Source organism: Actinomyces oris (genome assembly GCF_006546825.1).
Lineage (GTDB): Bacteria > Actinomycetota > Actinomycetes > Actinomycetales > Actinomycetaceae > Actinomyces > Actinomyces oris.
The window spans coordinates 203,318-229,291 of sequence record NZ_VICC01000006.1 but is presented as its reverse complement, the minus strand read 5'-3'; the positions used below and the strand labels follow the sequence as shown (position 1 = coordinate 229,291).

Here is a 25,974-nt window from a genome sequence, read left to right as displayed (position 1 = left end):
CCCCGGGAGGCGAGTCACCGGCCGGTGCTGGCGAAGACTTCCTCGATGAAGGGATCGACCAGCCCGTGGTAGGCCTCCGGGGCATCCCTCCGCACGCAGTGGCCGACGCCGTCGAGCAGCACCAAACGTACGAGCGGATTGCTCACCTCAGAGGGGTCAGGAGCCATGTCACCGCGGCGGGGCGCCAGGTAGAGCGTCGGCGCCCTCAGCCGGTTGATCGCGCTGACGAGGTCGGCCTCGCCGAGATAGGTACCTTCGCGGATGTAACGGCGGTCGACCTGCCTCTTGCACGCGGCCCAGGCCTCAATCTCGGACTCGGTCCATGAGGTCTCGCGCCGCATACGTTCCCGCTCGGCAGCGCCGCCGTCGGCGAAGGCGTCCAGGAAGTGCTCCTGATGCTCCACGAACCAGGGGGCCGGAGCCCAGTGCCCGGTGGGACGCGCGACGTCCTCCAGGACCAATGCCCGAACCAGCTCGGGCCGGGCGACACTCACCCGCAGCGATATGAGCCCACCCAGACTGTGCGCCACGACGACCGGCGGCTCCGGGAACAGCGCCAATGTCCTCGTAAGGTCCTCGTGCATCGTCTGCGGCGCCCGAGCCAGGGCCTCATCGTCCCACCGCGGGGATGCCCCGTGTCCCCGCTGATCGATCGCGAGGACGTGATACTGGGAGGACCAGCGGGCTACGGCATCCGGCCAGGCGGTAGCTGATTCAGTCAGGCCGTGCACTAAGAGCAGCGGCGGACCCGTCGGGTCGCCCCACTCGTGCAACGCAAGCATCGTCACCTCATCGAGTGTAGGCGAAGAGCGCACACGACTTCCGTGCTCACCTCGGTGCCCACTGAGTTCATCGATTCCGATGAGGGCGAGTCTTCTAGAGCTTGAGGTGAAAGTCGTCGAGTTCGGTACTCCCCTGGGGGATACCCTTGGGAGCACCGAACTCGGCGCCGGGATCAGCGCGCCGTCCGCAGGTCCTTACCCAACGACGCGACCTGCGAACGCAGATTTGCTTCGTCCCTTGCTGTTAGCCCTGCGCCGCAGAGCCGGAGTCGTTGTCCGGGACGGCGTCGACCCCGGCCTCCTTGCGCTGTTCGGGCGTGATCGGGGCGGGTGCCTCGGTCAGCGGGTCGAAGCCGCCACCGGACTTGGGGAAGGCGATGACGTCGCGGATGGAGTCGGCCCGGGTCAGCAGGGAGACGATGCGGTCCCAGCCGAAGGCGATGCCGCCGTGCGGCGGAGCACCGAACTTGAAGGCGTCCAGCAGGAAGCCGAACTTCTCCTGGGCCTCCTGCTCGCCGATCCCCATGACGTTGAAGACGCGCTCCTGGACGTCGCTGCGGTGGATACGGATGGAGCCGCCACCGATCTCGTTGCCGTTGCAGACGATGTCGTAGGCGTAGGCCAAGGCGCTTCCCGGGTCGGTGTCGAAGGTCTCCAGGCACTCGGGCTTGGGCGAGGTGAAGGCGTGGTGGACCGCGGTCCAGGCGGACTTGCCCAGGGCCACGTCGCCATCGGCCTTGGCCTCGGCAGAGGGCTTGAACAGGGGGGCGTCCACGACCCACACGAAGGACCACTCGTTGTCTTCGATGAGGCCGCAGCGCTTGCCGATCTCCAAACGGGCGGCGCCCAGCAGGGCGCGCGAGGAGTCCACGGGGCCGGCGGCGAAGAAGATGCAGTCGCCGGGCGCGGCGCCGGCGGCCTGGGCCAGGCCCTCGCGCTCGGCGTCGGTGATGTTCTTGGCGACGGGCCCACCAAGGGTCCCGTCCTCGGCGACGGTGACGTAAGCCAGGCCCTTGGCGCCGCGCTGCTTGGCCCACTCCTGCCAGGCGTCGAAGGTACGTCGGGACTGGGAGGCCCCTCCGGGCATGACGACCGCGCCCACGTAGGGGTTCTGGAAGACCCGGAAGGTGGTGTCCTTGAAGTAGTCGGTCAGGTCCACCAGCTCGCAGCCGAAGCGCAGGTCGGGCTTGTCCGAGCCGTACCTCTCCATGGCGTCGTGGTAGGTCATGCGGGCGATGGGCGTGGACAGCTCGTAGTCGATGAGCGCCCACACCTCACGCAGCACGTCCTCGGCGACGGCGATGACGTCGTCCTGCTCGACGAAGCTCATCTCCACGTCGAGCTGGGTGAACTCGGGCTGGCGGTCGGCGCGGAAGTCCTCATCGCGGTAGCAGCGGGCGATCTGGTAGTAGCGCTCCATGCCGGCCACCATGAGGAGCTGCTTGAACAGCTGCGGGCTCTGCGGCAGGGCGTACCAGGAGCCCGGTGCCAGTCGAGCCGGGACCAGGAAGTCGCGGGCGCCCTCCGGGGTGGAGCGGGTCAGGGTGGGGGTCTCGATCTCCACGAAGTCATGGGAGTCCAGGACTCTGCGGGCGGCCTGGCTGACCTTGGCCCGCAGGCGGATGGCGTGCTGCATGGCGCTGCGCCGAAGGTCGAGGTAGCGGTAGCGCAGACGCGCCTCCTCGCCGACCTGTCCGGCGTCCTCGGCATGATCGGAGACCTGGAAGGGCAGCGGCGCGGAGGCGTTGAGAATCTCAACGTCGGAGACGACGACCTCGATCTCGCCGGTGGGCAGGTTCGGGTTGGCGTTGCCTTCGGGCCTGGCGCTCACCTCCCCGGTGACGGCCAGGACGTACTCGGCGCGCAGGTCGTGGGCGATCTCCTCGCGGATGACAACCTGGGCGATCCCCGAGGCGTCCCGCAAGTCGATGAAGGCCACGCCTCCGTGGTCACGACGTCGATCCACCCATCCGGTGAGGGTGACGACCTGGCCTATGTCTGAGGCGCGCAGGGAGCCTGCGGTTCGGGTTCGCAGCACGGTGCTGAGTTCCTTCCGTGTGGGGCACTGAGCCGGTGCCCGTCGGGGCGCACCACGAGACGGGTGGGCGCCGGCGGCAGTTTACAAGGAGCTCGGGTCTCAGTCCTCAGGCCATGGCCCGACGACGTTGATAGGCAGCCATCCTGCGACGGTTGATCGCCACGAGCACCGACAGCACCACCAGGATCACGCTGAGCCCGAGGACGAAGGCACCGATGATTGGGAAACCGGCCGACTCGCCACCTGGCCCCGCGGCTTGAATGCCGGCGGCGGTGCCGTTGGCCCGGCCCGAGGCCGCGACCTGACGGGGCGGTGGGGTGGGAGCCGGCGGAACGGTGGGAGGGGCGGACCCGCCTATGACCGTGACACCCGATACCGTGAAGTAGGGGCTCTTGTTGGTGTAGTCCGCCGCGTTGCCCTCCTGGCCGCTCTCCCCCTGGGCCCCGAAGACCCGGAATCGCAGCCAGTGGTTGCCCTGCTCGACGTACTCGGGCAGCTCGAAGGAGCCTGCGGCAGTGCCGTCCTTCTTGACGGTGATCGTGGTGACCACCTCGGACTCCCCGGGGCGCGAGGCGACCAGGGCACCGTCGTCGATGAGGACCTGGACCGTCACGCCGCTGGGGAATCCCGACAGCGTGTACATGATCGTTCCTCCGACAGCGACCGTCGAGGGGCTGACTGTTGAGGCGGTTCCTGTGGTGGAAGGACCGGTTTTGGTGTCCGCGCTGGCGACGGGGCTCGTGGAGACCACCGCCACCAGGGATGCCAGGAGCACGGAGCAGACGATGACCAGCATCCGAGGTGACCCTTGGAGGCGCCTCAAGGCACTCCGATGCCGACTCGGCACGGGACGCCGCTCACGCCGTACGCGCTCAGTCGTCCGGAATATCCGGATCATCTGCTCACACCTCCTTTCCACGGCCGCGTGCTCCGGCCCCTTGACGATGTCATTGACGCTCTCCTAGTACACCGTCTCAGCGCCTGCGCGGAAGCCGCAGGGTGGTCCGTGGTGCGCGCAGCGGCATCCCGGAGAACGCGGCGACCAGCAGGCTCACGGCGCCGACGACCAGCAGCCCTCCGGCGCTCCCCAGGAGCATGTCGTTGGCACTCAAGCCCTTGGTGGGCGCAGCCGCGGTGTCCGGGAAGGTCAGCAGCTGAGCCTGTGCCGGGTTGCGAGGATCGAAGGACGCAGAGGAGATCTCCAGCTTCGCCCATCCCAGGAGGCTGTTGTCGCGATCGGCCACCGCCAGCTCGTAGGAGCCGGAGTCGAATGTTGAGATATCGATGGAGACGCTGTTGGCATCATCAACCTGCACCCATCCCTTCGTGGTGGCGCCGGGGAAGACGAACACCGAGACCCACTCGCCCGCCTGCGCCTTGGACTTGGGCAGGACGAGGTTGACGATGTTGCCCTGGCGGGAGCCGGACAGGGAGCCGGCGTTGTCCGCGCTCAAGTGGGCCGCGCTGGTCACCGGGGCCACCGGGCTCCGGTCCGGACGGACGGTGCGCTGTGAGCTCGCGTCAGCCTCAGGCGAGGCCTGCGCCGAGGCCGCGGAGTCTTCCGAGGCATGGGCGCGTTCGCCTCCTGAGCCACCGGCGTTCGGGGCGGGCGCCGCCCCAGCGTTGGCCGGTTGTTGGGCGGAGCCGTCCTGCGAGGTCGAACGGGAGTCCGATCCAGCATCGGGGGCCTGCGGCGCGGAGGAGTCGGCCTGGCTGCCTGCGCCTGTGTCCGCGCCCGCACCTGAACCAGCGCCCGAGCCGGAACCCGAGCCGCCGGGATTGCCACCTGGGTTGTTGCCCGCGGCGTTGTCCGTTCCGGGGCGCCCACTGTCATCCGGGATCGGCTTCGGAGCGTTCTGGTCGGGTTCGGTGGTCTGAGGTGCAGGAGCCGGGGACGCCGTCTCGGAGGGGCGGGCCGTGGGGGAGGGCGAGGCGGAGGGCTCCGACGACGGAGCAGCCGAGGGTGCGGGAGCAGGGCTGGTGGGTGAACCAGTCGGCTCCGGTGCGGGTTCGCTGGTGGGCTCCGCAGTGGCCGAGGGCTCCGCGGTCGCAGTAGGAGCCGGGCTCGGCGCGGGGGACGGCTCCGGCGTGGGCTGCGGGGCGACGGCCTTGTTGAGGGCGAAGATGTTGGTCGCGGCCGTCAGTCCGGAATCGATGGGCGAGAGCTGCAGGTAGTAGCGCCCCTTGTCGACCTTCCCCCCGGCGTAGAGGGCCGACAGGTTGAGCTGGGCGTCGAAGGACCCGTGACGGAAGGTGACGGGAACCGAGAGCGTTCCCGGAACCACGTACCCGCCGTAGGCCGCGACCTTGATCTCGACCGGCTTCTCGCCGTCGAGCATCGTCCCCTGCGAGCACCAGCCCGTACCCCGGACCCTGACTGCAGTATCCGGGTCGTAGGAGGGCTCTACCCCCTGGAGATCCGAGCCATCGGAACCGAGCACCTGGACGGCGGGCTTGACCTGGCACGTCTTAGCGGTCGCGCTCGGCTGGGTAGAGGCAGCCGGCTTGGGCGACTTGGAAGGCGAGGGCGACGAGCTGGGTGAGGCAGCCGCGGAAGGACTGGCCGTCGGGCTGGGCGCCGCAGAAGGAGTCGGTGAGGGGGCTGCCGACGGACTGGGTGCCGCGGAGGGACTCGGTGAAGGCGTCGGTGTCGGTACCGGCGTGGGAGACGCCGAGGGTGCCGGCGACGGCTCAGTCGAGGCATGAGGAGCCGGTTCCGCAGTAGGTGCGGCCGTCGGTTCAGCAGTCGGCTCCGGACCGGGTGCAGCACTCGGCTCCGCAGAGGGTTCAGGAGTCGGCTCCGCGGTAGGCTCCGCGGTGGGCTCCGCAGAGGGTTCGGGAGTCGGCTCCGGCGACGGCTCGGGAGTCGGCTCGGGAGCCGGAGGATTGATGACATCCGGGTCCTGCTTGACAAAGGAGAACAGGCCCGTGGTCGCACTCACCGTTCCACTGGTGTAGGTGAGGCTGAAGACCTTCGTGCCGACCTCCCAGCCTTTGTCTCCGGTGGCCTGACGCACGCCCTTGACGAGGTAGTCAGTCGGGATGAACACGTCCTGCTCGCCGTTGGCGGGAGCCGGACGCTCAAGCTCGGCCTTGATACCTGGAAGCAGGTAGGGAGTGACGGTCCTGCCCTCGACGACGTTGAGCGTGATGGTGGGGTCCTCCAGGACCTCCCCAGCGGAACTGCACCAGCCCGACAGGATCGACTCGACCCCCACGCCGAACCCGGTCTCATAGACCGGCACCACGTACTCGGGCGCCGACTGGCCCTCGGGGTAGACCATTCTGGCTGCGGGGTGGCAGGCCGAGCCGCTCTCATAGTCCTCAACAGCATTGCCTGCATTCAAAAGGGGCATGGCGGCAACACCGGCGGTGGCCAGAACAATGCCGAAGGCTGTCAGAACAGCAAGAATCGCGCGCAGGCCGCTCCTGATGGAAGGGAGGGCGGCAAGCAGCCGCTGAGCGTATTGCATGACGTGGTCTCGTTCATGGGCAGGGGCAGATGGACTTACTCGTACAGCACATGGTTGACAACCGAGATGCACGAGGAAAGGACGCACCACGAAGCAGGCGCGACTGCCTTTCGCGAACGATGATAGACGGACGCCTCCCTTCTAAGAATCCGCTATCACCCGAAAACATCGTCCGCGTTGTCGATTCCGGGTTAAGTATACACAGCGGTAACCCGTCAATCGGTCGGGTTGAGACCATTCAGAACCGGGAGACTTGAGGAAACTCGAGCAATGGTAACGATAAATTGGGATACGTGACCCCTTTGTTGCCAAGATTTCTTTTGTGTCACGGTTTTATTTGCGCAGTAGATCCGCCCCTGCAGCGCGCCCCGAGCTGGCGACAGCCGCACGCGGAGCACCTCAGGTGGCTCATGAGCAGAACCCCAGGTCCTGCTCATGAGCGTCAAGCCCCCACGACAAGGCATGACGCCACCAGGCGTAATCGTGCCCGCCACGCTCCTCGCGATACTCGAGCAGCGCTCCTTCGACCCCAAGAAGCTCTGAGACGGTGCGAGCCCCCTGACGCAGGCCGTCTTCATGGACCCCGCACTGGACCACCAGTCGCGCCCCCAGCCCATGGCCATCATGAGGATGCTGGTCGCTTCTTGGGCGTTGCAGGCTCCGGGCCTCGGAGCGGTGACGCAACCAGCGCAGCAGCTCCCCTTCACCCTCGCCTCGGCGCTGAGAGCCGAGCCAGAAGGATCCGGACTGGACAATGGCACGAGTAGCCAGCTCGGGATGACGCAGAACCAGGTCGGCCGCAGCAACCCCTCCCAAAGACTGCCCAGCCACCACGATCCGATCCGGGCGCCACATGCAACCAGCACCATCCTCAGAGGACACAGCTATCCTGCAGCCTCGTCCGCAGACGGCCCGATGTGCCGCCTGCAGACACCTACGGAGCAGTTCTCTGCTGCGTCGCGGATCCCCCAGGTCGCGTGAGCGCATGGCCAGGCTGCCGGAGTCGATGAGCAGCACATCCCATTGGCGGGATCTGGGGGCCAGGTGATCGACGGCATGGTTACCACGCCAGATGTTTCCGTCGAGCAGGATCAGCAGACCCCGCTCACTGTGCCCGCAGGAGCCCTCCTGGACACGGCCCCCGCACCACAGTGTGACTCGCCGTCCGGGGTCTCCCGGCTCATCAAAGTCTGTGAGCACCTCGTTCTCCAGGTCGAACCGGAGGACGTACCTGTCGTGTTCATCCTGGGGACGGCTCAGCGCCTGCCACGCCCCCTCTGCCGAAGCTCCCGAGCCGATCATCCAATCCGGGTGCAGCATGGCCTTGGGGCCCGCCCATAGCGAGGACACCAGACCGAAGCCGTCATGCAGCCGGTGGGGATTGAGAGGATCGGGCCGTCCCAGTGCATGAACGCGCTTCCAGCACTCGCGTCGGGCCCCGGCATCGTCAGGCAGGGCGTCATGAGTCACAACGATCCGGTAGCTCAAGAGCGCATCCTGCGGCAGCAGGACGTGAAGCGCCCACCAGCCGGTCCCGGGAACCCGGGCGGCCAGTGCCGGCGCGATGTGAGCGCGATGGTTGTCGGTCAGGGTATTGAGATGGATGAGCACACTGGGGCTGGCGCCGTGCCGGTGGTCATCACGCCACAGGAAGCTCGCCTCCACCATCTCAACCCCGTTGATGATGTGTCCCTCCCCCAGGACGGGAGTGCCGTGCACCGCGGCAGCGGCCAAGGCTGAATCGTCAGGAACCGGAGGCCACCACGCCGGGGTGATGCGAAGCGGGCCACCGTCCTGGGCCACAGGAGTCGCGGCCAGCTGTCTCCACCGTGCCTGCGGCACAGGCGGTTGATCGCCACACCCCCCACTCACGTCGCCGACTTTACAGCCACTCAGTATCGGTTCCACGTATCGGTTCCACAGTGATCCGGCGATGGGAGGCTCGCATCATGGGACGCATGGCAGGCTTGCATTGTTCCGGGGAGCGTGGCGTAGGGTAGTCGTCATGACGCACATCGTTCTTACGGCCACAACCGCTCCTGGCGCACAGGCGCTCGCGGTCATGTGTGGTGCGCAGATGTGTTGTTGTCGAGCCTGTTGATTCCGTCCCCTCCCCCCGGCGCTGAACCTGCCCGGGGAGCGTGACGACGCCTCAAAGCAGCGTTGACGCCGGCCGAGAACGACAACCGGCCATGACGTCGTGGGCTCCCGTGCCGCGTATTTTCCGCTCGCCAGAGTACGGAGACGCCCTTTCACACGCTCTGATGGCCTGAGGCTGTGTCCGCACTTACTCGGCTTGCTCCGCTCGGCTTCTCGTGCTCCTCCTCCACCATTTTCACTGGGACGCTGCTGCGTCATGCGCATCGAGGCCCGTTCCCACCACTACAGGAGAAACCATGTCCACGTCCTCGTCGTCCTCTTCTTCCTCCGATCCGTCCCAGTCCTCCGACTCCTTGTCCTCCGTCCCATCGGAGGCCGAGGTCGTGGAGACTCAGGAGGTCACGGCTGAGAACGCCGCCGCGATTCTGGCAGCCGATGACGACATCGATGATCCCGACGCCAATGAGACGGATCAGTCGCATCGCGGCAAACCGTCACGGCGCACGCTACTCACGATTGGGGGACTCGCAGCCACTGCCGCGGTCGGTACCGGCGCGTACCTGACGATTCGGCGCACCAACCAGGGTGTCATCGGAGCCCACGAGGCACTCCCCCTGGTGATTGGCGGCGACATCTGCGCCGCACCACTGTACGCCGCGTACCACCGGGGTTTCTTCGACGACGCGGGACTGAAGGTCACGCTGGCGCGCACCCAGCAGACCGAGGACACCAAGGACGGCGTGGGCGCCGGTAAGTACATTGGCGCTCCGGGAATCTTCTTCTCCTGGCTGGAGCCGATCTACAACGGCCTCAACGCCAGGCTCACCGCGGGGCTCCACGCCGGCTGCCTGCGCCTGGTGGTGCGCAAGGACTCTCCGTATCAGAAGCTGGCTGACCTGAAAGGCACCACCATCGGCGTGCCGTCACTGTCGTCATCCGCCTTCGCCTACTTCGCGATCGGGCTGTCCGAGGCCGGCATCAACGTCAAGCCGGACGGAGGCGACATCACGTGGCGCACAGTCGATGCGGACTCCTTGGGGACCGCACTGACTGACGGTCAGGTGGACGCCATCATGGGTTCTGACCCCGGACCGCTGCTTCCCGTCTTCAACGGGACGGCCCGTGAGCTGGCCAACAACGACGCTGAGGAGTTCTGCTGCTCGGTGGCACTCAACGGGGACTTCGTACGTCGGCAGCCCAAGGAGGCGAAGGCTCTGACCGAGGCTTGGTTGAAGGGCTCGGCCTACGTACCGGGCCACATCGAGGAGATCGCCAAGATCGAGGTTGACAACGACTACGTCGCCGCGGACCAGGACGTCGTCGTCCGGGTGCTCAAGACATACGGGTTCAAGGCCTCGGCCTCCAGGTTCCGGGCCGCGATCGAGCCCGGCATCGAGAAGTTCAAGGGGACCGGCTTCATCGCATCCGACGTCTCCGCCCGGAAGCTGACCGACACCGTCGTTGCCGACCTCGGCATCAAGGACTGAGTGACGATGCCCACTGAAGTGACTCCCGCGACCGCATCGACCGCGTCTTCCAAGCCCGTCGACGATGGGCATCCACGACCGCCCTCCTCCACAGCCAGGCAGAGCGCACCAAGCGATCGCCGTTCCAGCGCAGGCGCGCTTGTGAGCACGACGGCGCTATTCCTGTGGTCGGCCTACCTGGTCCTCCTCATCGCCCTGCCGGAAGCCGACCTTCTCCGCAAGGAGTCAACCACTCCAGTCGCAGTCCTTGCCGGGGCATGGCTGACCGCCCTGATCGCGTGGACACTCACCGCACGGGTCCGACCGGCCTCTTCGGCAGCGAGGTCCCTGACGCACTTCCTGCCCTGGATCAACGCCGCCGGCGCATGGTTCATCGTCTGGCAGCTGACAACATCCAAGCTCGGACTGCTCACGCCCCCGTACTTCGCCGCCCCAGAAGTACTCATTGCCTCCTTCCTCGGAGACTGGAGGCTGCTGCTCAGCTGCCTGGGTGCCTCGGCGCTGCTCTTCATCATCGGGTACACGGCCGGATCGGTGCTGGGGTTCTTCACAGGCCTGCTCATGGGCTGGTCGAGGCGCGCCGACTACTGGCTCCATCCGCTCCTTCAGACCATCGGCCCAGTTCCCGCGGCCTCTCTGCTTCCGCTGGCGCTGCTGCTGCTTCCGACGACGTACACCTCGGCAGCCTTCATCGTCGGCTTCGGCGCCTGGTTCCCCATGGCGACCATGACCCGCGCGGGAGTTCGCTCCGTGCGCCGTGACTACATCGACATGGCCCGCACACTGGGAGCCGACGAGCTCTTCCTTATCAGACGAGTGGCCGTTCCCTCCGCGCTACCAGACATGCTCACCGGCCTGTTCACGGGACTGGGAACCTCGCTCGCCGCCCTCATGACCGCCGAGCTGACCGGCGTCGACAAGGGCCTGGCCTGGTACATCAACTGGGTCAAGGGCTGGGCGGACTACCCCCGGATGTACGTGGGCCTCATCATTCTGGTGACCTTCTGCCGCACGCTCATGGTCCTGCTGTTCAAGATCCGCTCCTCGCTGCTGGCATGGCAGCAGAACCTTGTGAGGTGGTGAACCGATGTCTGCTGATTCGTCGGCGGCTACTGCCGCGCCGCAGGTCTCGACTCCGTCCGTCCCCCGCGGGGCACAGGTCGATCTCGCTGGTGTCTCCCACAGCTACCCGTTGTCCCATGACCTGGAGCACGGGTGGCTCCATCTGCTGCTGCGCCGGTTCTCCCCCGCTGCGAGGGCTCGCTATGAGGCTGAGGCTGCCAAGCCGGATCAGCTTGCCGTCCTCAATGACATCGACCTGACGGTGGCACCCGGGGAGTTCGTCTCACTCGTGGGGCCGTCCGGCTGCGGGAAGTCCACGATCCTGAGACTGCTGGCCGGATTGGAGCAGCCCGTCGAGGGCAGCGTCACCGTCGACTCCAAGCAGGTGACCGGGCCCTCGCCTCTGCGCGCGCTCGCGTTCCAGGACTCCACGCTGCTGCCGTGGAGGACCGTGCGGGACAATGTCGCCCTGGGCCCTGAGGCAAGAAACCGCATGGAGCGCGACCGGCGCCGGGTGGAGGCGGCCCTGCAGATCGTGGGGCTGCGGGACTTCGCCGATTCCTACCCCTCCACGCTCTCGGGCGGTATGGCTCAACGGGCCTCACTGGCCCGAGCCCTGGTCAACCGGCCCCGGCTCTTCCTCCTGGATGAGCCCCTGGGCAAGCTCGACGCCCTGACACGCCTCCAGCTCCAGGACGAGATCCTCAGGCTGTGGGAGTCCCAGCGCTTCACCGCCGTCCTGGTCACCCACGACGTGGACGAGGCCCTGCGCCTGTCCAACCGAGTGGTCGTCCTGTCAGAGCGCCCCGCGCGCATCGTCGCCGACATCGAGGTACCCGAGCACGACGAGTCGAGTGACGAGGTCCGCGAGCTGCGTCGGAAGATCCTCGGCCTGCTGGGGCGGTGAACGGGCCACGAGACCGACCTCACCTGTGATCCAGCCCGTGGAGCGCGGAGTTCCGCTGATTCTCCCGTAGCCTGGGCGCAGGAGCGATCCGTGCCCTGTTGACCCCGTTCGGGTCCTGCCGCACCCGGTGTGCGGCACGAGTATCCCGTGAGTCTGTGCGTGTTAGCCCATGAGTCACCCGGCCAGTCCGGGTGCGGGGCGAGTGTGGTGGGCCAGGTACGGCAAAGAGCGGAGGACAAAAGGTCCTCCCCCACACTCCGCCGCGGTCCCCACCATCTTCATGGGGACAGATATGGGATAACTTCATGACTCACTCCAGCAGTACTGCGCCTGGCGCCTCCGACGCTCAGAGCAAGGACGGCAACGGCCCCCTCAGCCTCGATGCGCTCTTCTCCGCCGAGCTCTCCGGCGGCGAGCAGACCGGCCCGACCAAGAACGACGAGGAGAGCACTGTCGCCGCGCCGCACCACCGCGACGGCACCACCTCCTCCCCCGAGGACTTCGCCACTCCCGCCTCCTCCGATTCCCCTGAGGACCCGGAGGACGTCGACCACGAGGAGGAGGCGGACGACGTCGACCGAGATCTCCCCGAGGCCGACCCGGAGGACGGGATCGACGACTCCGATGAGGACGACGGCGTCGACATTGATGAGGACGAGGTTGACGGCCACACCCCCTTCATCGACACCGATGCCGACTCCGACAGCCACCAGCGCGACGTCGAGCGCGCCGCCTCGCCGCGCGACCGGGACAAGAGCGAGGTGAGGACCGCTCACGAGGATGAGGAGATCACCTTCGCCGACCTGGGTCTTCCCGGTGACCTGCTCAAGGCCGTCACCGACATGGGCTTCGTGACCCCCACCGCCATCCAGAAGGAGGCGATCCCGGTTCTGCTGGCCGGCCGTGACGTCGTCGGCGTCGCCCAGACCGGAACCGGCAAGACGGCGGCCTTCGGGCTTCCGCTGCTCGACGCCGTCGACTCGCGTGACAACGTCGTTCAGGCGCTCGTTCTGGCCCCCACCCGCGAGCTCGCGCTCCAGAGCGCCGAGGCCATCACTGATATGGCTGCCCGCTCCCGCGGACTGGAGGTGGTGGCCGTCTACGGCGGCGCCCCCTACGGCCCCCAGATCGGCGCGCTCAAGGGCGGCGCCCAGGTCGTCGTCGGCACTCCCGGCCGCGTCATCGACCTCATTGATAAGGGCGCGCTCCAGCTCGACGACGTGCGCTACTTCGTGCTGGACGAGGCCGACGAGATGCTGCGGATGGGCTTCGCCGAGGACGTGGAGACGATTGCGGAGTCTCTTCCCGCCGATCGGCGCACCGCCCTGTTCTCCGCGACGATGCCGCCGGCCATCCAGGCCGTGGCGCGCCAGCACCTTCACGAGCCCGTTCAGGTCGAGGTCTCCAGGCCGGCCTCCACTGTCGCCACCGTCCACCAGACCTACGCGGTGGTTCCCTTCCGTCACAAGATCGGCGCCGTCTCCCGGGTCCTGGCCGTCACCGACGCCGAGGCCGCCATCGTCTTCGTGCGGACCAAGTCCACGGCCGAGGACGTCGCCATCGAGCTGGCGGGCCGGGGCATCCAGGCCGCCGCGATCTCCGGTGACGTGCCTCAGCGCGAGCGCGAGCGCCTGGTGGAGCGGCTGCGCGCCGGCACCCTCGACGTGCTGGTGGCCACGGACGTCGCCGCCCGAGGCCTGGACGTGGACCGCATCGGCCTGGTGGTCAACTTCGACGTGCCCCGCGAGGCCGAGGCCTACGTGCACCGTATCGGTCGCACGGGCCGCGCCGGCCGCCACGGCGAGGCCGTCACCTTCCTGACCCCCAAGGAGAAGGGCAAGCTCCGCCAGATCGAGCGCCTCACCGGAAGCCGTCTGGAGGAGATCACCCTGCCCTCCCCCGCGGACGTCTCCGAGCACCGCGCCCGCAAGCTCCTGTCCAAGGCAGCCGCCCGCCACGAGCGCGGCCGTCTGGACATGTACCTGCCGCTGGTCGCTGACTCCGCCCGGGAGCTGGACATCGACGTCGAGGAGCTGGCAGCCACGCTGCTGGCCCTGGCCGTGGGAGACGAGGGACCGCGCAGGCGCGAGGAGCGGGGCGGTGAGCGCCCCCAGCGCGCCCGCCGGGAGGAGAACCTCGACTCCGAGGGGACCTTCCTGTCGGCCTCCTTCGAAGGCGGCCGGGAGAAGGGCCGTCGCGCAGAGCGAGGAGACCGTGGCGAGGGACGCCGCTCGGCCACGCGTTCCGGGCGCCGCGAGCACGAGGGCCCCGGGACCGTCTACCGCGTGGAGGTCGGGCACCGCGACCGGGTCCTGCCCGGAACGATCGTGGGCGCGCTGGCCAACGAGGGCGGTATCGAGGGCTCCGATATCGGCAAGATCGACATCCTTCAGTCCTTCTCCCTGGTCACGATCTACGCCGACCTCAGCCCCGAGCAGCTGAGCGTCATGGGGCGGGCGACCTTTGCTGGCCGCGAGCTGCGGATCCGTCCCGACGAGGGTCCGGGGCACGGCTGGTCCGGCCCCAACGGCGCCGAGCGGCGTCCTAAGCGGCGTGACTGGGAGGACCGCAAGGACCGTGGTGACCGCAGCGACCGCGGCGAGCGGTCGGAGCGCGGTTTCCGTCCTCGCCGTGAGGACGGCGAGCGCGGTTGGAAGGACCGTGATGGGCGCGGTGGTAGGGGCGGCTACGACCGCTCGGAGCGCGGGGAGCGCCGTGACAACCGTCGGTGGGATGAGCGCCGTGGCGATCGGGACGGCTTCCGTGGCCGGCGCGAGGACCGGGGTGGCCGCGGCTACGACCGCGACGGGCACCGGGGCGAGCGCCGTGGCTACGGCGAGCACAACCAGAACCGCTTCGGCGGCCACCGGGGCGGCTTCCGTGGAGGGCGCGGCGAGCGCTGAGTCCCGAGGACTCCTCTGATGCGGTTGGGGGCGGCGACATGTGTTGCCGCCCCCACTACTTTTCCCCTACTCCGCCATCTGGTCGTCGCATGGGTGGGTGCTCAGGCCCTGCGCACCCGCACGGTCCCCATCTGGGTGCGGGCCCGCAGCTCGAGGCGTCGTTCGAGGGCATCGGGGCGCTCCTGGCGGGGCAGGTCGGTGGCGACTCGACCGAAGTCGGAGTGGCAGTCGGCCAGGACCGCGGTTCCCTCGGGTACTCCCACCGACACGGTTCCCATCTCGCTGGACAGATCCAAGGTTCCTTCACGGGCCTCGACGATCTTGACCGAGCCGGCCTCCGTGTGGGCAGACACTGTGCCGGAGGTCGAGCGGATGCGCACAGAACCGGCTTGGGCCCGCACGCTCCCCTCATGCAGGGCGCCGATGACGATGGAGCCGGCGTCGGCGTGCACCTGCGCACTCATGCAGTCGCCCAGCCGGATCGATCCCGCCGAGGTCCGGATCTGCACGTGCTCCCAGGAGTGCTCAGCGCTGATCGATCCGGCATCGAGGCGGGCATCCAGGTGCGTGCCGTGCGGCACCGTGACCCGAACTCGAGATGTCTGCGGGCCCCACGGCCAGATGCCAGCGAATCGTTCACGTCCCACGAGAGCGATCTGGCGGATGCTCACCTCGGCCCCGTCGGCGGTGACGTCCAGGAGGGGGGTCAGGCTCTCATCGGCCTCGACGGTGATCGCGCTTCCCGTCCCAGGCGCGGTCACCACGCTCAGGGTGGACAGGTCCAGGACGAGGTTCGGCTGAGCGTCATCGGGAAGGTCAAAGGTCCAGATCGGCATGGGTGGTCTCCTCAGGTTTCAGGTATCTGCGCGGACCGCCACGATGTGGTCATCCAGCGGGTGAGTCGTTGGGATCAGGTGAGATCAGTGGCACGACGGCGCGCTGGTACGGGGTCAGCCGAACCAGCCGGTGAGCGTCGCCCCCGAGCTCCGGTGCTGCGCCGGTCCGGCACGCCAGTCGGTGGGGCGTCCTCCGTCGGAGCCACTCGCAGAGCGATCAGACCCCGCCCAGTCATTCCCGGTGCTCGGCGGGCGCCGGGAGCCCGACGCGGACGACTGTTCAGACAGCGCACCTCGAGCCGCTTCCACGAGCCAGGCGTTGACCGAACGTCCCTGCATCCGGGCGGCGGCGTCGATCTGCTGCTTGAGTGACTCGGGCAGGCGCAGCGTCGTGCGGACCTCCGGGCCCTCCTCCACCTCAGGTACTGCGTGCACCGGAGTCTCGGCATGGCGGTTCGGGCCCGTCACGTGGTCCTGCTCCCGCTCATCAGACCGATCAGCCTGGGTCACCAGGAGATGGGGCGTCGCACCGTCCATCACAACGGCGACATGAGCTCCGTCGAGCTCGCCGTTGAGCTCATCTGCGGTGTCCGTGAGCATCTGCAGGGCGACGAGGCGCAGCGCCGGATCGAGTGCAGCCGCCAGGGAGCGGGCCACGTCCTGGGTCCGGTCGTCACCCAGGGACGAGGTCTCCACGAGGGTACGACGCAGGGTCTCGGTGTAGGCATCCACATGCATGACACCATGATGACACTATTAGCCACCCCAGCCAAGAGAGTTTGGTGTCAAGTTGATGTCAGATCGGAACATGATGGTGTCACATCAGGCGATTCGCTCCAGAATCCGCGCGAGCTCCACCCATCCATGTGTTTCGGCCCTGAGCGGCTCGATGAGCTCGGCGTTCACGACCTCGTCGGTGGCCCGGCGCAAGCGCTCGACAATCCGCCTGCGGTGACGCCTGGCCTGAAGGCCGGCCAGGAACGTCCCCAGACCCGCCAGGACCAGTCCGATCAGCAGGCCTCCGAGCAGGAGGACGGTGGGCCAGGGGACTGCCCCCCAGCGCGGAACGTCGATGCTGATGAGCAGGAGGTAGTCCTCCAGAACGTGAATGGCCACCAGCCACAACCCGCCGATGAGCGCAGCCAGTGCGGTCACCCACTGCAGCACGTTCGCAGCTTTCCACCAGACCGGGCGCTTCCACGTCCCGTAGTCCACCTGGGCCACAGCCAGTTCCAGAGGCTCGGCAAGCCTCTCGGCGCGCTCGTCGCTGCGCAGAACGGCCTGAGCGGCCAGGTCACCGGGCAGGGCGGAGCAGGCCGCCACGGCGTAGACGTGAGCACTGCTGCGCAGCCTGCCCGTTGCGGCAGGTCCTGCGGCGGGCAGGGAGGTCAGGTCGATGACGCCGGAGCCCGTCGCGCCGTCGGATCGTTCCGCGTCTGCGGACTTCGGGGCCGGCGGACGCCCGGTCCCCAGGTGGAGGGCTCGAAGCGGATCGCGTCTGAGGTGTCCGATCCACCGCAGCCAGAACCAGCCGACTCGGGTGCGGGCCCGGTGACGGTCCGATCCTTCAACCGCCTGCGAGACGACGTCGACCCCGGCGAGGCTCGCGGCCGCCTGCCGTAGAGCAGTGAGGGAATGACGTACCTGCGGCTCCTGCTGAGCGGCCGGGCCCGGTGTTGGCGCACCACGGCCGGATGGAGCGATGAGCCCCGTGCGCTCGCCCAGCTCGCTGGCTGCGCGCCGGGCGTGGGCGGCAAGGCTTCGCGCACTGGCCAGCCTGTTCGAGGCGACCGAGGCCACGGTGCGTGCCAGGGTCTCTACGCCCTGTCCGGTGCGGGCGCTGACGGCAATCACTGAGACGGCTCCAAGACCCTCTCGGTCCAGGATCCTTCTGAGGTCGGCGAGCACTGCGTCCCGGCTCTCGGGGTCGAGCCGATCCACCTGGTTGAGGGCGACCACCATGACCTCGGCGTGCGCCGCCATAGGGATGAGGAAGTCGCGATGAACGACGCCATCGGCGTACTTCTCCGGATCGAGGACCCACACCAGGACGTCGACCTTGCCCGCCATGCGCTCGGCGATGGCCCGGTGCGCGGGTTCGTCGGAGTCGATGTCGGGCAGATCGACCAGCACCGTCGTCTCGCCCAGGGCCCAGCCGCCGTCGACGCGCACTCTGTGGTTGATGGAGAGCCAGTCCAGCAGCTCAGTGGCCTCAGCGGCCGTGTCCGGGACGACGGCGAGGGGCTGGGTCGTCGTCGGGCGGGTGCGGGCGGTTCGGGACACCTCGGAGCCGGCCATGGCGTTGGTGAGGCTGGACTTGCCCGACCCGGTCGCCCCGAGAAGGGCCGCCACCGTGGTCTGCGGCGCCAGACGCCGTCGGTGGGAGGCCTGCGTGAGGACGTCCCGGGCCTGGGTGAGCTCTTCGCGCAGACCGAGCTGCTCGCCCAGGTCGACCGCCCTGGCCAGGTCCTCAAGAACCTGAGGCAGGTCGAACGCCTCGGAGCGGTCGGTGGTCACCTGACCCTCCTCCCGGCCGTACGGCGACCGCGGGCAGCCGGCAGGACGCGCAAGGACGTGGCCGCCTCCTGGCAGGCCCGAAGCTGTTCTCGCAGCGTGTCCGCGCTCGGGGTGGGCAGCGGAAGAGCGTCGGTGAAGCACTTCGCCTGGTTGGCGAACAGAGCCGTGGCACGCTCGCTGAGGTCCTCCCGGGCCCGCTTGGTCATGCCGCGCATCGCCTGGTCCCCGAAGACGGCCTCCAGGACACGCTGAGCCAGGATGGCGGTGCCTCCCGCGATCCCCACCTCTCCCCCGGTCAGTCCACCGGTGTGAGCGAAGACGAGAATCATGAGAACGACTCCGGCGCCGTTGACCCCCAGGGACAGCAAACGGGCAGTGAGCCGCTTGTCAGACCCCTCGGATCGAACGAGCGTGAGAACCTGACGCTGCCAGTCGTGGACGAGGGCCGCGGCGACAACCTCCAGGCCGGTCTGACTGGGCACCTCCGCCAGAGCCCGGTTGAGCGCCTGCTGGGAGGTGCCGGCCCGTCTCCAGGAGCGTTCCGTGGCCAGGCAGGCCCGTTGGGACTCGGCGACCAGGAGCTCAACCAAGGAGGAGCCGATCGCCTGCTCGACGCGCTTGGCCGGCGCCGGACGTCCCCGCAGAAGCGACGTGACGCGGTCGCGGACCCGCCCCACCTGCACCTCCAAGGACCGGAACAGGTCTCCGGTGCCCACGAACTCCTGCCAGCGGGCCAGCACCTCGCCATGCAGCATGGAGCCGTCCTCGGTGGCCTCGATGACGCGCTCGAGAGCGTCATCGTGCTCGGAGGTGGCTGCTCGCCGCAGCTCGGCGTGCTCGGCCTCCTGGGAGGCCAGCTCGACGGCGAGCAGCTCGCTCTGCGCCAGGAGGGAACCAATGGCGCCGGTCAGACTGCGGTGCGCGACGTCCTGGCGAGCAGCTGCGTCGGAGGCCAGCGCCCCCAACCACTGGCGCAGCGGCGAGACGCAGGACTCGGGCAGGAAGCCGTCATCGTCCAGAGCGGTCTCGGGAATCGTGAAGACGGGTGCCTCGGCCAGGTGCGCCTGCGCGAGCCGGCGCCGCAGGTCGGCCTCCACCTCGATCTGCGCGCCCTGCGGTACGCGGTCCAGGACGATCGCGGCCGTGATGTGCCGCTCGGCCGCGGCCCGCAGGTGCTCCCAGGGAACTGCGTCGGCGTAGCGGGCCGCCGTGGTGACGAAGATCCACAGGTCCGCCCCGGCCAGGAGCGTGGCAGCCAGGTCCCGGTTGTCCTCGACCACGGAGTCGACATCAGGTGCGTCCACGATCGCCAGTCCCTCGGGCAACCCCTCGCAGGCCCGCAGCTCGAGCTCTCTGGGGGTGTGATCGGTGGCCGGGCTCGCCGGTGCGTCGGCGTCCACGCGCATGCGCGACAGAGACCCCAGGACCCGGTCGGTGTCGAACCAGGCGGCGTCGGTCGGTGCGTGCAGCAGCAGGGGGCGGCGCGTGGTGGGGCGGATCGCCGAGGCCCTGGCCACATGCCGGCGAACGAGCGAGGACACGAGGGTCGACTTGCCGGCCCCGGTCGAGCCGCCCACCACGGCCAGCAGCGGTGCGTCCAGGCTGGCCAGGCGGGGAAGGACGTAGTCACCGAGCTGGTCACGGATGAGCGTGGCCTTGTCCGAGGCGGCGGCGGTTCCCTGAAGGACATAGGGCATGGACAGGGCCGTCAGGCTGTCCCGGAGAGCAGACAGCGCCATGGTCGCCTGCTGGACGTGGTGCGTGCTGCTGGACTCGCTCCGGCTCGTGGTCATGAGGCTGAGTCGACCTCGCAGCCGTCCTGGCCATCGGCCGGGGAGCAATCCGCAGCCGGGCTGACGGTGATCCGGGGGGCGGCATCCTCGGCGGGCGGCTGCCAGGTGGCGGCGTCGGCCTCGACCTGCTCGCCGGAGCGGATGTCCTTGACCGAGTCGGGGGCCCCCTCAGAACCGGGGAACCACACGAAGGGAATGGAACGCTTGTCCGCGGCCTTGATCTGCTTACCGAACTTGGCGGCGCTGGGGGCCACGTCGGTGCTGATGCCGCGGGCGCGCAGCGCATCGGCGACGGCGTCAGAGGCCGAGCGGTGGGCCTCGTCGGTGACGGCCACGAGCACCGTCGTGGGCACGGCTCGACTGACCTGCACCAGGCCCTCGCCGATGACGCGGGCCAGGAGCCGGGACAGGCCGATGGAGATGCCCACACCGGGGAAGGTGCGCTTGCCGTTGGTGGCCAGGGAGTCGTAGCGGCCCCCGGAGCACACTGAGCCCAGATCCTCGTGGCCTGCCATGAAGGACTCGTAGACGGTGCCGGTGTAGTAGTCCAGTCCGCGAGCGATCTTGAGGTCGGCGATGACGGCGCCGGGGCGGCGGCGTCCAGTGGCCTCGAGCAGGGCGGTCAGCTCGGCCAGGCCCTCGATGAGGAGCTCGGTGGGCTCGGCGCCGGCCAGCGCCCGCAGGACCTGATCGGAGACGTCCTGACCATCGGTGCCGGTGATGGTGGCGAGCCTGAGGGCCTGTGCCGCCTGCTGCGCGGTGGTGCCGACGCTCTGGGTGAGCTCGGCGGCCACCTTCTCGGGACCGATCTTGTCGAGCTTGTCGACCACGCGCAGAACCTCGATGAGCCGGTCGGTGTCAATGCCGATCGACTGGTAGAAGCCCTGGGCGACCTTGCGGTTGGAGACGTGGATGGTGACCGCGGGCACCGGCAGGGCGCTGAGCGCCTCGTGCATGATGAGGGGGACCTCGACGTCGTGGTGGAGCGGCAGGGCACCGTCACCGACGATGTCGATATCGGCCTGGATGAACTCGCGGAAGCGTCCCTCCTGGGGCCGTTCCCCGCGCCAGACCTTCTGGATCTGGTAGCGCTTGAAGGGGAAGGTCAGCAGCCCGGCATTGTCCACGACGTAGCGGGCGAAGGGGACGGTCAGGTCGAAGTGGAGCCCCAGCTGCTTGCGCGGCTCCGTCTCGGACTCGGCGTCGGCAGGATCGGCCTGAAGGCGGCTGAGCAGGTAGACCTCCTTAGAGGTCTCCCCCTTCTTCGTCAGCTCGCTCAGTGGCTCGACGGCGCGGGTATGGATGCCGCTGAAGCCGTGGAGCTCGAAGGTGCGGCGCAGGATGTCGACGAAGTGCTGCTCGACGATGTGGCCCGCGGGGAGCCACTCGGGGAAGCCGGACAGTGAGGAGAGAGCTTGTCGTACCTGTGCCATGGTCCGCATTGTGTCATGACGAGCAGTGAGCCTGCGCGTCACCGTCGGGCCCTGGCGCCATCAGGCCTTGAGGTCTCCCCCACGGATCTTGGCCTCGGCGAGGTAGGGGTTGCCGTGGTGCTCGTGCTCCATGGTGGTCACTGCGCCGTGCCCGGGCAACAGGATGGTGGCCGGGTCGACGGCGTTGGCCAGGAAGCGCAAGGTGGCGAGCATCTGCACCTGGTCCCCGCCGGGCAGATCGGTGCGTCCGACGGAACCTTTGAAGATGACGTCGCCGTCGAGGGCCATGAGGTAGGAGTGCTCCTCGTCGGCAACGGCAGGGTCGTCATCGATGACCTCGGCCTCGTAGAGTAAGGCGTTGTCGGCCAGGCGGGCCTCGAAGAAGAACAGCGTGGAGCCCTCCGAGTGGCCCGGGGCGGGGACCGCGCGCAGCGCGATACCGGGGGCCAGCTCGATGGCCTGGGAGAAGCCGTCTCCCGGGAAGAGACGGATGTCGGCGGGCTGCTTCCACTCACTGCCGGCCATGTCGGTGAAGGTCATGCCGTTGGCGCTGATACCGGTGGTGATGTCGGGCTCCTCGAGCCGGTAGCGGTCGCGCTCGGGGATGTATACCGGCACGTCGACGGCGTCGTCACTGGTGAGCAGGCCCTCGGCGTGGGCGGCCTCGATGAGCGCCTGGCAGTCCCACACGTGGTCGGCGTGACCGTGGGTGAGCAGGATGGCGCTCAGGGTGAGCCGATGGGAGCGAAGCAGGGCCAGCGCCCCGCGGGCGGCACCGGCTCCAGGGTCGACGACGAGGGCGGGTTCGCCCGGACCTGCGGCCAGGACGTAGCAGTTGGCGGCGAACACGGGTGCGATGGTGCGCTCCAAGATCATGCCCCCACCCTACTTGGGCCGTCTGGGAACAGTGTCGATACGGGTCAAAGAGCTGCTCAGGTCCACAGGACCCGGCCGGCTCACCGAAGGTGAAGCCGCCGACCCCACCAGTGCTCAATGAGCCAGCGGTCGTGGCTGGCGACGATGAGCGTGCCCGTCCATGTCCTCACAGCGGCCTCGAGCATCTCGAGGGCGTCCAGATCCAGGTAGTTCGTGGGCTCGTCGACGACAAGCACCTCAGACCCAGCAGCAGCGGCCAGGGCCAACTGAACGCGGCGCTGGTTGCCGTCGGAGAGCTCGCTGATGGGACGGTTCCACAGGCGCGGGTGCAGAGACCCCCGGCCGCGGTCCCCGATCCCCTCGGTCCACACGTTCTCATCCACCCCTGGGTCACCGAGTTTCGGCAGGTGCTGCGGTATCCCGAACACAGAACCGGATACCGTGAGGCCGCCGACGGAGTCCTCCGTGGGAGCTGACCGCCTACCCATCCAGCTCAGAAGCGTGGACTTGCCGCTCCCATTGGCGCCGGTGACCAGCAGGTGCTCGCCTGCCATGACATCGACCGTGACCGGTGCAAGGCGCCCGGGTACGGCAGCTGACCGGGCAGAGACCGCCATCCCTGTTCGCAGCGCCGGTTCAGTCAGACGTAGCTGCAGGTCGTAGGAGCGGGGCCTGCGCACCTCGGTACTGGCGAGCGCCTCCAGCCGGCGGTCGTCCTGCGTCTTACGCCGGGTGGAGACGCGCTGGGCACGATCGGCGTAGAACTTCCGGGCCATGCGGGCCTCGGTCCGAGGTGCTGCCCCGCTGTGCCCAACGATCTCGGAGTCGCGACGGTGACGCACGAGCTTGCGCCGCTGCTCCTGCTGACGCTGATGAAGACTGCGGTGGGAGGACCTGGCGTGCGCCTTGTCCACGAGGTAGTCGCTGTATCGCCCCGAGCACCGGTAGGCACCCATGGGGCCGCTGTCCCCGGAGGCGGTGGCGAGTGCCTTCCACGGCGCCGTGTCGAGGTCAACGACGGCGGTGGCCACCTCGTCAATGAAGGCACGATCGTGAGAGTTGAACAGGACCGGTCCGGGCCATGACACCATCATCTCGCTCAGGTAACTACTGCTACCGGCATCCAGGTGGTTGGTGGGCTCGTCGAGCACCAGCGCCTGACCGGCTGAAAGAAGCAGAGCGGCGATCTCCAGCCTCCCCCGTTGGCCCGGCGACAGGGAGGAGACGAGGCGGCCTGTATCCACGCGCCCCAGTCCCAGCCCGGCGAGCGCCTCAGCCCGTCGAGCCGGAAGGTTCCAGGTATCGAGAGACTCAAGCCGGGTCAGTAACGAGTCGTACTCCTCGGCGAGGGAGCCGGTTTCAGCTCCGGCCTGGGCGATGGCCTCGCCCATGCGCTCGAAACGATCAAGCGCGTCCAGGGTCTCAGCGCAGACGGCGTCGAGGTAGCCCGCGATCGACGTGGCAGTCGACCCCTCCGAGTTGGCCGTCTGCGGGCCATGCTGCCCGGGCACGCTGACAGTCCCGTGGTCAGGCGACAGCTCACCGGTGGCCAGGCGCAGGAGCGTGGACTTCCCCGATCCGTTGGGGCCGACGACGCAGACGCGTTCGTCGTCGGAGACCGTAAGGTTGATGCCCTCCAGCAAGGGGGCGGAGGTGTAGGAGAAGCTGACATGGGAGAAACTGATCGCAGGCATGACTCGTCCTTGGCATGAGGTGGTGGGGGCACAGGGGCGAGTCACGCGAGCATGGTCACATGCTAACAGCGCCAGCCGGCGACGAGGTTGGGGCAACCGACACCGGCCCGCTCGTGAGGGGCACCGGCGCTCAACGAGTCAACTGAAATCAGTGGGGCGAAGGATGGTGAATGGAGCCAGCGGGAACGTAGACTTTCGACACTGCCGTCCTCCGACGGCACCTCACCACCACCCGGCTTGAGAGCCGGGCGCGAACGGAACGGAGCGGTCATACCGCTCCCTCCCCGTCAACCATGAAGGAGCATCCCGTGACTGAGCGGATCCAGCCCGACAACCGGTCTGACAACCAGCCTGATAGCCAGTCAGACACTGAACAGACCATCCAGCCGACTGACCTGAACGAGTCGGCAGCGCCCAGCCCGACGGAGCAGGCGCCTGAAGCCGCCTCCTCGCCCGTTGCGGAGGCCGAGGCCACAGAGCCCGCAGAGCCTGCAGCCAGCAGCACCTCGGAAGCGTCCTCGGCGCCCACCCCGACGGAGCCGGTGAGCGATGAACCCGCCGGCGAGACCGTTGAGGAGCCCGCCGAGCAGGCCGCTGACAAGCAGCAGACCGTAGAGACCGCGCAGGAGGACGCCACGCCGACCCCGGCCGAGGTGCCCGCCCCGGCAGCGGCGCCTGCGGCACCTGCCGAGCCGGCCGTCGACCCGCAGGAGGCCATGGACGCCGCCAAGTGGGGACGCGTGGACGGTGAGGGCCGGGTCTACGTGCAGGACGGCGGCGCCGAGCGCGAGGTCGGCCAGTTCCCCGATGCCCCGATCGCCGAGGCCATGGCCTTCTACGTGCGCCGCTACCTGGACCTCAAGGCGACCATCGACCTGTTCGCCACCCGCCTGCCCCAGCTCAGCGTCCGAGAGATCGACTCGACCCTGTCCTCGATCTCCGAGTCCCTCACCGAGCCGGCCGCCGTCGGCGACCTGGAGGGACTGCGGGCCCGTTTCGCCGCGCTCAAGACCGTGGCCGCCGAGCGGCGCGAGGCCGTCTCCGCCGAGCGCGCGGCCGCCAAGGAGCAGGCTCTCAAGGAGCGCACGGCGATCGTCGAGCGCGCTGAGGCCATCGCCGAGCAGGACCCGGCCCGCACGCAGTGGAAGAACTCCGGCGCCGAGCTGCGTGAGCTGCTCGAGTCCTGGAAGGCCGCGCAGCGGCGCGGGCCGCGCCTGGACCGCCCCACCGAGGACGGGCTGTGGAAGCGCTTCTCCCACGCGCGCACCACCTTCGACCGTCACCGCCGCCAGTTCTTCAGCGAGCTGGACGCCAAGCAGGCGCAGGTGCGAGCCGCCAAGGAAGCGCTCATCAAGCGCGCCGAGGAGATGCAGACCTCCACCGACTGGGCCGGCACCTCCGCGAAGTACCGTGACCTGCTGGCCGAGTGGAAGAAGGCCGGACGCGCCTCCCGCAAGGAGGACGACGCCCTGTGGGCCCGCTTCCGGGCCGCCCAGCAGGTCTTCTACGACGCCCGCCGCGCCAAGGACGAGGCCGTCGACGCCGAGTTCGCCGAGAACCTCAAGGTCAAGGAAGCGCTGGTGGCCAAGGCCGAAGCGCTCCTGCCCATCAAGGACATCAAGGCCGCCAAGAAGGCCCTGCGCCCCATTCAGGACGCCTGGGAGGAGGCCGGGCGGGTCCCCCGCGGCGCCGTGCGTCGCATTGAGGGCCGCATGCGCGCCGTCGAGGACGCGATCCGTGAGGCCGAGAACGCCGAGTGGCGCCGCACCGACCCGGAGACCAAGGCCCGCGCCGAGGGCCTGGCCGGTCAGCTCCAGGACGCGATCGCCGGACTGGAGAAGGACCTGGCAGCCGCCCAGGCCGCCGGTGACGCCAAGAAGATCGCCGAGGCCGAGGCCGCGCTGACGGCTCGCCGGGCCTGGCTCGAGCAGGTACTGCGCTCAGCCAAGGCCTGAGCCGAGTACCTTCCGCTCAGCTCTGAGACTGAAGGAGCGTCTGAGGCGGGGCCGATACCACCCACCGGTGTCGGCCCCGCCTCGTGTCTCGTCCTGGTGGCCCTGGTCGGGCGATCTG

At 68.6% G+C, this 25,974-nt stretch carries 17 protein-coding genes; 5 read left to right on the top strand and 12 right to left on the bottom strand.

Annotated features, from left to right (window positions below; genetic code table 11):
• Nucleotides 1-14: 14 nt before the first annotated feature.
• The 5 genes from FK267_RS08460 to FK267_RS08440 form a co-directional block, all read right to left on the bottom strand.
• Nucleotides 15-782 carry an alpha/beta fold hydrolase gene (locus tag FK267_RS08460; RefSeq protein WP_141407179.1) on the bottom strand — a complete coding sequence of 256 codons (768 nt, stop codon included), beginning with the start codon at nt 780-782 and terminating at the stop codon, nt 15-17.
• 244 nt (nt 783-1,026) lie between these two features.
• On the bottom strand, nt 1,027-2,820 hold the full coding sequence (gene aspS, locus FK267_RS08455) for an aspartate--tRNA ligase (protein WP_141406930.1): 1,794 nt from the start codon (nt 2,818-2,820) through the stop codon (nt 1,027-1,029).
• 106 nt (nt 2,821-2,926) lie between these two features.
• Nucleotides 2,927-3,616, bottom strand: a complete 690-nt coding sequence (locus tag FK267_RS08450) for a DNA-directed RNA polymerase II (RefSeq protein ID WP_175284673.1) — start codon at nt 3,614-3,616, stop codon at nt 2,927-2,929.
• A 178-nt stretch (nt 3,617-3,794) separates the two neighbouring features.
• Complete coding sequence (locus FK267_RS08445) at nt 3,795-6,293, bottom strand: hypothetical protein (protein WP_141406928.1); 2,499 nt, start codon at nt 6,291-6,293, stop codon at nt 3,795-3,797.
• Nucleotides 6,294-6,701: 408 nt separating this feature from the next.
• Nucleotides 6,702-8,096 carry an enterochelin esterase domain-containing protein gene (locus FK267_RS08440; protein WP_141407178.1) on the bottom strand — a complete coding sequence of 465 codons (1,395 nt, stop codon included), beginning with the start codon at nt 8,094-8,096 and terminating at the stop codon, nt 6,702-6,704.
• 593 nt (nt 8,097-8,689) lie between these two features.
• On the opposite strand from FK267_RS08440, the gene FK267_RS08435 reads away from it, so the two are divergent.
• The 4 genes from FK267_RS08435 to FK267_RS08420 all read left to right on the top strand — a co-directional run bounded on the left by FK267_RS08435 (nt 8,690) and on the right by FK267_RS08420 (nt 14,752).
• A complete protein-coding gene (locus FK267_RS08435) occupies nt 8,690-9,880 on the top strand; it encodes an ABC transporter substrate-binding protein (RefSeq protein WP_009406218.1) in 1,191 nt (396 codons plus the stop codon).
• A gap of 6 nt (nt 9,881-9,886) precedes the next feature.
• A complete protein-coding gene (locus FK267_RS08430; protein ID WP_101558131.1) occupies nt 9,887-10,963 on the top strand; it encodes an ABC transporter permease in 1,077 nt (358 codons plus the stop codon).
• A 4-nt stretch (nt 10,964-10,967) separates the two neighbouring features.
• Entirely contained in the window at nt 10,968-11,849 is an 882-nt protein-coding gene (locus FK267_RS08425; protein WP_075379242.1) for an ABC transporter ATP-binding protein, read from the top strand.
• Nucleotides 11,850-12,154: 305 nt separating this feature from the next.
• A complete protein-coding gene (locus FK267_RS08420) occupies nt 12,155-14,752 on the top strand; it encodes a DEAD/DEAH box helicase (RefSeq protein WP_141406927.1) in 2,598 nt (865 codons plus the stop codon).
• Between the two features lie 101 nt (nt 14,753-14,853).
• Here the strand turns inward: FK267_RS08420 and FK267_RS08415 are convergent, their stop codons facing one another.
• From FK267_RS08415 to FK267_RS08385, 7 genes are all read right to left on the bottom strand, one after another.
• Nucleotides 14,854-15,588 carry a DUF4097 family beta strand repeat-containing protein gene (locus FK267_RS08415; RefSeq protein ID WP_075379240.1) on the bottom strand — a complete coding sequence of 245 codons (735 nt, stop codon included), beginning with the start codon at nt 15,586-15,588 and terminating at the stop codon, nt 14,854-14,856.
• A gap of 114 nt (nt 15,589-15,702) precedes the next feature.
• The gene (locus tag FK267_RS08410; RefSeq protein ID WP_075379239.1) at nt 15,703-16,326 is read right to left on the bottom strand and encodes a toxin-antitoxin system HicB family antitoxin; all 624 of its coding nucleotides are present in this window, start codon (nt 16,324-16,326) and stop codon (nt 15,703-15,705) included.
• An 84-nt stretch (nt 16,327-16,410) separates the two neighbouring features.
• The gene (locus FK267_RS08405; RefSeq protein WP_075379238.1) at nt 16,411-18,105 is read right to left on the bottom strand and encodes a GTPase; all 1,695 of its coding nucleotides are present in this window, start codon (nt 18,103-18,105) and stop codon (nt 16,411-16,413) included.
• Nucleotides 18,102-19,898, bottom strand: coding sequence for a dynamin family protein (locus FK267_RS08400; protein WP_075379237.1), 1,797 nt, complete (start codon nt 19,896-19,898; stop codon nt 18,102-18,104). Before FK267_RS08400 ends, FK267_RS08405 begins: the two co-directional genes overlap by 4 nt.
• Nucleotides 19,895-21,340 (bottom strand): histidine--tRNA ligase, encoded by a 1,446-nt coding sequence (hisS, locus tag FK267_RS08395; RefSeq protein WP_075379236.1) that lies wholly within the window; start codon nt 21,338-21,340, stop codon nt 19,895-19,897. The genes FK267_RS08400 and hisS overlap by 4 nt, the downstream gene beginning before the upstream one ends.
• 51 nt (nt 21,341-21,391) lie before the next feature.
• Complete coding sequence (locus FK267_RS08390; protein WP_141406926.1) at nt 21,392-22,207, bottom strand: MBL fold metallo-hydrolase; 816 nt, start codon at nt 22,205-22,207, stop codon at nt 21,392-21,394.
• 80 nt (nt 22,208-22,287) lie between these two features.
• Nucleotides 22,288-23,901, bottom strand: coding sequence for an ABC-F family ATP-binding cassette domain-containing protein (locus FK267_RS08385; protein ID WP_141406925.1), 1,614 nt, complete (start codon nt 23,899-23,901; stop codon nt 22,288-22,290).
• Between the two features lie 293 nt (nt 23,902-24,194).
• Between FK267_RS08385 and FK267_RS08380 the strand changes: the two genes are divergently transcribed.
• The gene (locus tag FK267_RS08380; RefSeq protein ID WP_141406924.1) at nt 24,195-25,856 is read left to right on the top strand and encodes a DUF349 domain-containing protein; all 1,662 of its coding nucleotides are present in this window, start codon (nt 24,195-24,197) and stop codon (nt 25,854-25,856) included.
• Nucleotides 25,857-25,974 lie beyond the last annotated feature (118 nt).

Coding starts and splice junctions, on each gene's coding strand:
- FK267_RS08450 (WP_175284673.1), bottom strand. CDS start 3,616: ATGCTGGTCATCGTCTGCTCCGTGCTCCTGGCATCCCTGGTGGCGGTG.
- FK267_RS08385 (WP_141406925.1), bottom strand. CDS start 23,901: ATGCCTGCGATCAGTTTCTCCCATGTCAGCTTCTCCTACACCTCCGCC.
- FK267_RS08410 (WP_075379239.1), bottom strand. CDS start 16,326: ATGCATGTGGATGCCTACACCGAGACCCTGCGTCGTACCCTCGTGGAG.
- FK267_RS08380 (WP_141406924.1), top strand. CDS start 24,195: ATGAAGGAGCATCCCGTGACTGAGCGGATCCAGCCCGACAACCGGTCT.
- FK267_RS08460 (WP_141407179.1), bottom strand. CDS start 782: ATGCTTGCGTTGCACGAGTGGGGCGACCCGACGGGTCCGCCGCTGCTC.
- FK267_RS08420 (WP_141406927.1), top strand. CDS start 12,155: ATGACTCACTCCAGCAGTACTGCGCCTGGCGCCTCCGACGCTCAGAGC.
- FK267_RS08425 (WP_075379242.1), top strand. CDS start 10,968: ATGTCTGCTGATTCGTCGGCGGCTACTGCCGCGCCGCAGGTCTCGACT.
- FK267_RS08390 (WP_141406926.1), bottom strand. CDS start 22,207: ATGATCTTGGAGCGCACCATCGCACCCGTGTTCGCCGCCAACTGCTAC.
- FK267_RS08430 (WP_101558131.1), top strand. CDS start 9,887: ATGCCCACTGAAGTGACTCCCGCGACCGCATCGACCGCGTCTTCCAAG.
- FK267_RS08400 (WP_075379237.1), bottom strand. CDS start 19,898: ATGACCACGAGCCGGAGCGAGTCCAGCAGCACGCACCACGTCCAGCAG.
- hisS (WP_075379236.1), bottom strand. CDS start 21,340: ATGCGGACCATGGCACAGGTACGACAAGCTCTCTCCTCACTGTCCGGC.
- FK267_RS08435 (WP_009406218.1), top strand. CDS start 8,690: ATGTCCACGTCCTCGTCGTCCTCTTCTTCCTCCGATCCGTCCCAGTCC.
- FK267_RS08415 (WP_075379240.1), bottom strand. CDS start 15,588: ATGCCGATCTGGACCTTTGACCTTCCCGATGACGCTCAGCCGAACCTC.
- FK267_RS08445 (WP_141406928.1), bottom strand. CDS start 6,293: ATGCAATACGCTCAGCGGCTGCTTGCCGCCCTCCCTTCCATCAGGAGC.